3 protein-coding genes are annotated in these 5149 nt (G+C 67.9%); 1 reads left to right on the forward strand and 2 read right to left on the reverse strand.

Features of this window, described 5'->3' with window-relative positions:
* The coding region (locus AC1VAN_RS10475) for an MFS transporter (RefSeq protein WP_480985759.1) at positions 1-1068 on the reverse strand (1068 nt) is incomplete at its 3' end.
* Entirely contained in the window at positions 1065-3257 is a 2193-nt protein-coding gene (locus AC1VAN_RS10480; protein WP_442252086.1) for an alpha-L-rhamnosidase-related protein, read from the reverse strand. The genes AC1VAN_RS10475 and AC1VAN_RS10480, both read right to left, overlap by 4 nt.
* A gap of 236 nt (positions 3258-3493) precedes the next feature.
* Here AC1VAN_RS10480 and AC1VAN_RS10485 point away from each other — a divergent pair.
* Positions 3494-5149 (forward strand): glycoside hydrolase family 97 N-terminal domain-containing protein (locus tag AC1VAN_RS10485; RefSeq protein WP_480985760.1); only part of this gene is annotated, 1656 nt, incomplete at its 3' end.

Consider the following 5149-nt stretch of genomic DNA (forward strand, 5'->3'; position numbering starts at 1 on the left):
GTTGTAGGCACCGAACAGCACGCCCACCCAGTTGGCACCTTCGTTGTAGGCCGCCGATTCGACATCGGTGGAGCCGAAATGCATGCCGGCCACTGCGCGCGTGGTGAAGATCCACATCGCGAACAGGGCGAACCAGGAAAAGAACTGCACCCAGGCCAGCCGGCGCATGGTGATCGGCATCGCGCGCAGGTCGCCGACGATGGCGGCCAGCATGTGCGTACCCGGTAGTACCCGCGCCGCCGCCAGCAGTGCGCCGTAACCCGCGCACAGGCCGGCCAGCACGTACAGCATCTTGTCGCCCTGGCGCCACGCGATCAGTGCCGCCAGCAGCACGCCGAGACCGAGCCACAGCGCAACCTGCGTCCACGGTGCGGGCCCGCTGACCGCGGCCCCGGCGTGATGCGCCGGTGGTTCGGCATCATCGAAGCTGGCCAGCTCGTCGGGCGAATACTCACGGGTGCTGACCACCGTCCAGGTGATCGCCGCCAGCAGCACCACCGCGCCGAAGTAGAACGCATAGCGCACGGTATCGGGCACCTCGCCCGCCGCTGCCGTGTTGGCAACACCGAAGTGGGCCAGGATGAAGGGCAGGAAGCTGGCAACGATCGCGCCGACGCCGATGAAGAAGCTCTGCATGGCATAGCCCGCCGGGCGCTGCCGCGGTGCCAGCTGGTCGCCAACGAAAGCGCGGAACGGCTCCATCGACACGTTGATCGAGGCGTCCAGCACCCACAGCGTGCCAGCCGCGATCCACAGCGTCGGCGAGTTCGGCATCACCAGCAGGGCCAGCGTGGTCAGCACCGCGCCGATCATGAAGAACGGGCGGCGCCGTCCCCAGCGTGTCCACRTGCGGTCGGACAGGTAGCCGATCACCGGCTGCACCAGCAGGCCGGTCAGCGGTGCGGCGATCCACAGTCCGGGCACCGCGTCCATGTCCGCACCCAGTGTTTCGAAGATGCGGCTGGCGTTGGCGTTCTGCAGGGCAAAGCCGAACTGGATGCCAAGGAAGCCAAAGCACATGTTCCAGATCTGCCAGAACGACAACTGCGGCTTTGCAGGACGGCTCATCGTGCGTCCTCTGCTGCCGCCACCGGCGCAATCTTCAGCGCCTGGACCTGGGCCTGGTTCAGCACGCCATCACGCCCGCCCTTGCCGCCGGTGTAGTGCGCGAAGTGCTGCAGCGCGCTCATGTTGAAGCCCTCTTCCAGCGTCACCGTGCAGCGGCCTTTGGGTACCGCGAAGGTTGCCGCGGTCGAGTCCTGCGCCGCCACGCTGTGCGGCAGCGTTACCGTGTGCCGCTGCGGAGGCTGGCCCTTGCACTGCACGGCCAGCTGCTTCACCGCCGCGGTCACACCGGTGTTGATCGGGCCGTTCGGGTTGCTGTACTGCAGGCGCAGGCGCACGTGGCCCGCGCTGGCTGCATTGAACTGCCATTGCCGGCTGCCCCGCAGCACCTGCTGCGGGCCGACGCAGACCATCGGGCTGTGCAGGGATTCCAGCGCACCTTCGCGCCGGGTCAGGCTCAGGCAGTGCTGCAGGCCATCATCGCCGACGCGCACCTGGCCCTTGCTGGCCGTGGCCGCGACACCGTCCTGCCAGAGGACCTGGCCGGCAGCCACCGCGACCGACCAGCCCTTGCCACTGCGCTTTGCCTGCGGTGCCAGCGGCGTGGCCGGTGCTCGCGCATTGGCATCGGCACGCGGCACATCACGGCTCACGGCTGCCGGCGCAGCGACCAGCTGCACGGTGGTCGTGGTGCCGCGCGTACGCGTTTTTCCCGCGATCAACAAGCCAGCGCCCACCTGCTTCGGGCGCTCCAGCACATAGCGCTTGCCGCCCGCCTCCAGACTGATCCGCTTCTGCTTTCCGAACAGCTCCGGCACCAGCTCGGCCGGCAGCTTGGGCTGCACGCGACCGTCGTCCTGCACGCCGAACACGCCTTCGGTGACCATCGACAGATAGCCGGCCACCGACCACAGCTGGCGCTCGGAGTTGACCACCGGCCCGCTCAACGCGCCTTCGTCCACGTGCACGGCCTGGCTGACCAGCTCGTAGTTCTCCATGTTGGAACCTGCCAGCGCCGCCCCTTGCATCAGCGAGCGGATCTCGGCAGCAATGCGCGGCGCATCGTCCACCTCGCGCGCCGCGCGCAGCGAGTACGCACTGACGAACGGCCAGATCGCACGGTTGTGGTAGATCGGCTGCTGCGCTTCCTGCGGCCACACCACCGGGCTGCCGGCAGCACCCATCGGATAGCCCGCCAGCGCCCGCCGCGCACGCTCAGCAGGCAGCACGTCGGCGAGGATGCCCAGCGACAGGCCGAGCAGATCGATCTTGGCGTACGGCACCGGGTGCGCCGCCTCGCCGATGTAGCTCATGTACTGGCCCATGTCTTCGCGCCAGAAGCGCGCGTCGATCTGCACCGCCAGTGCATCGGCCCAGGCCCTGTACTGCTCGCTGCGCTCGTCGCCAAGCTGCGCGGCCATCTGCTGCGCCAGGCGCAGCGCCTGGTAATGCAGCACGTTGGTGGACAGCGCGTAGGAATCACCGATGAAGCGCACGTCCTCGCGCGTCCAGTCCGGATAGGTCTGCTCGCGCCAGTCAAGGAACGAGGTCTCGCCGCGATACAGGCCCATCTGCGCGTCGAACACCATCGCCCGGTCCTGCGCCAATGTGCCCTGCAGGGCCTGCCAGACCTGCTCGGCAAACGCAGGATCATCCAGCAGGTGGCGTGCGGCGAGGAACCACACCACGCGGTCGCTGCTGATCGGCCAGCTGCCACCGGAGCCGGTGTCCTGGGCCACGAACAGGCCGGGCGTATGCCCGTCGCGCGCAGCCGACAACTTGAACTGCAGCGACTGACGGGTGCGCTTCGGGTCCAGCTTCGCCAGCGCCAGATCGGCTGCAAAGCTGACGTCACGCGTCCACACATACGGCCAGCGCGCGCCGGTCTGGAAGCACTCGCACGGTACCGGACGGCCTTCGTCGAAGGCCGGATCGCGGATGGCATCCACCCGGTCCTGGTCCATTTCCTGCTGGGCCAGCGCGAACAGCGCATCGAACATCACGCTGCCGGTCTGGCTGCGCATGGGCGCGGCGGCGATGCGCACCTCACCCTTCGGCGCATGCAGCACGAAGCTGCCCTTGGCAGCGGATTCGGCGCGCGCCTGGCGGCCGTCGAATGTCAGGTCGGCCGCGTGCGCGGTCGTCCCCAGCGCTGCCCCCAGGGCAGCGGTCAGGCAAATGATCTTCAGCATCGAAGCGGCAGACCGGCTTGCGCCCGTCGACCTCCCTCCCTCTCTGCACCGTTGTGGGTCCGCACTGCCGTTGCCGGCGTGCGGGCGCGGCACCTCCCTCAAGGTGCCCTGGCCCCATGGTAGACGCGGGGCTGTCGACTGCGTCCAGCTGCATACGTATTCATGGCGTGCAGTACCGGCAGGCCTGTCGGCCTGGCTTATGGTCCGGGTCTGTCAACGGCGCCTTGGGAGGGGAAATGCCGACGTCACCCACAATGGTACGCGCAGTGTTCGCGCACGCTTTCGGCCTGGCCCTGCTGGGATGGGCCGCGCTGGCACAGGCGGCGGCACCGCAGATCGCCAGCGTAGAATCACCGGACAAGGTGCTGAAGGTCAGCCTGGTGCTGGACGGCGGTACCGCGCGCTACCGCGTCGAGCGCCTCGGCCAGACCGTGGTGGCCGATTCGAAGCTGGGTTTTGAACTGCGCGATGGTCGCCTCGACCGCGACTTCAGCCTGCTGGCGCAGGAACGGCGCAGTGTCGATGACAGCTGGGAACAGCCCTGGGGCGAGCGCCGGCTCACCCGCAACCACTTCAACGAACTGACCGTGCACCTGGCCGAAGGCACCGGCAGCAAGCGCCGGCTGGACCTGGTGTTCCGCGCCTACGACGACGGCCTGGGCTTCCGCTATGTGTTCCCCGAGCAACCGAACCTGCGCGAAGCGATCATCGATGACGAGCTGACCGAGTTCGCCATCGCGCCGGAGTCCACCGCATGGTGGATACCCGCGGGCGAGCCGATCCATTACGAATACCTGTACCAGCGCACCCCGCTGCGCGAAGTGCCGCTGGTGCACACGCCGATGACCCTGCGCAGCCACGACGGCCTGCACGTGGCCATCCATGAGGCGGCACTGGTCGACTACGCGGGCATGTGGCTGCGCCGCACCGAGGGCCAGCGCCTGCGCGCCCAGCTTTCGCCTTCGGCCGAAGGCTGGAAGGTGCGCCGCGCCCTGCCCTTCGCCACGCCATGGCGCACCCTGCAGATCGCCGACCGTGCCGGCGGCCTGGTCGAGTCCGACCTGATCCTCAACCTCAACGAGCCCAATGCGCTGGGCGATGTGAGCTGGGTGAAACCGGCCAAGTATCTGGGCGTGTGGTGGTCGATGCACCTGGATGAAGAGAGCTGGGCCACCGGACCGAAGCATGCGGCCACCACCGCAAAGACGCGGAAAGTGATCGATTTCGCCGCCGCGCACGGCTTCCGTGGTGTGCTGGTGGAAGGCTGGAATCCTGGCTGGGACGGCAACTGGGTCGGCAACGGTTACGACTTCGACTTCACCCGCGCCACGCCGGATTTCGACATCGAATCATTGTCGGCGTACGGGCTGAAGAAGGGCGTGCACCTGATCGGCCATCATGAAACCGGCTGTGCGATCGAACACTACGAAGACCAGCTGGGTGCTGCGCTGGATCTGTATGCGCGGCTGGGCGTGGACCAGTTCAAGACCGGCTACGTCTGCGACGACGGCCAGGTTGATCGCCGCAATCCGGCCGGCGGCCCGCTGTGGCGCGAGTGGCACGACGGGCAGTTCATGGCCCGCCATCACCTGAAGGTGGTGCAGGAAGCCGCCCGTCGGCACCTGTCGGTGAACCCGCACGAGCCGATCAAGGACACCGGCCTGCGCCGCACCTACCCGAACTGGATTTCCCGCGAAGGCGCACGTGGCATGGAATACAACGCCTGGGGCCAGCCACCGAACCCGCCCGAGCATGAGGTCAACCTGGTGTTCACCCGCATGCTGGCCGGGCCGATGGATTACACGCCCGGCATCCTCAGCCTGAAGGGCCGCCACGGCCAGGCCATTCCCAGCACGCTGGCCCGCCAGCTGGCCCTGTATGTGGTGCTGTAC

It is taken from the genome of Stenotrophomonas sp. 05L44_2, assembly GCF_056665995.1.

What these genes read in the sequence shown, in the direction of transcription:
- AC1VAN_RS10480 (WP_442252086.1), bottom strand. Translation starts at nt 3,257, where the DNA reads ATGCTGAAGATCATTTGCCTGACCGCTGCCCTGGGGGCAGCGCTGGGG.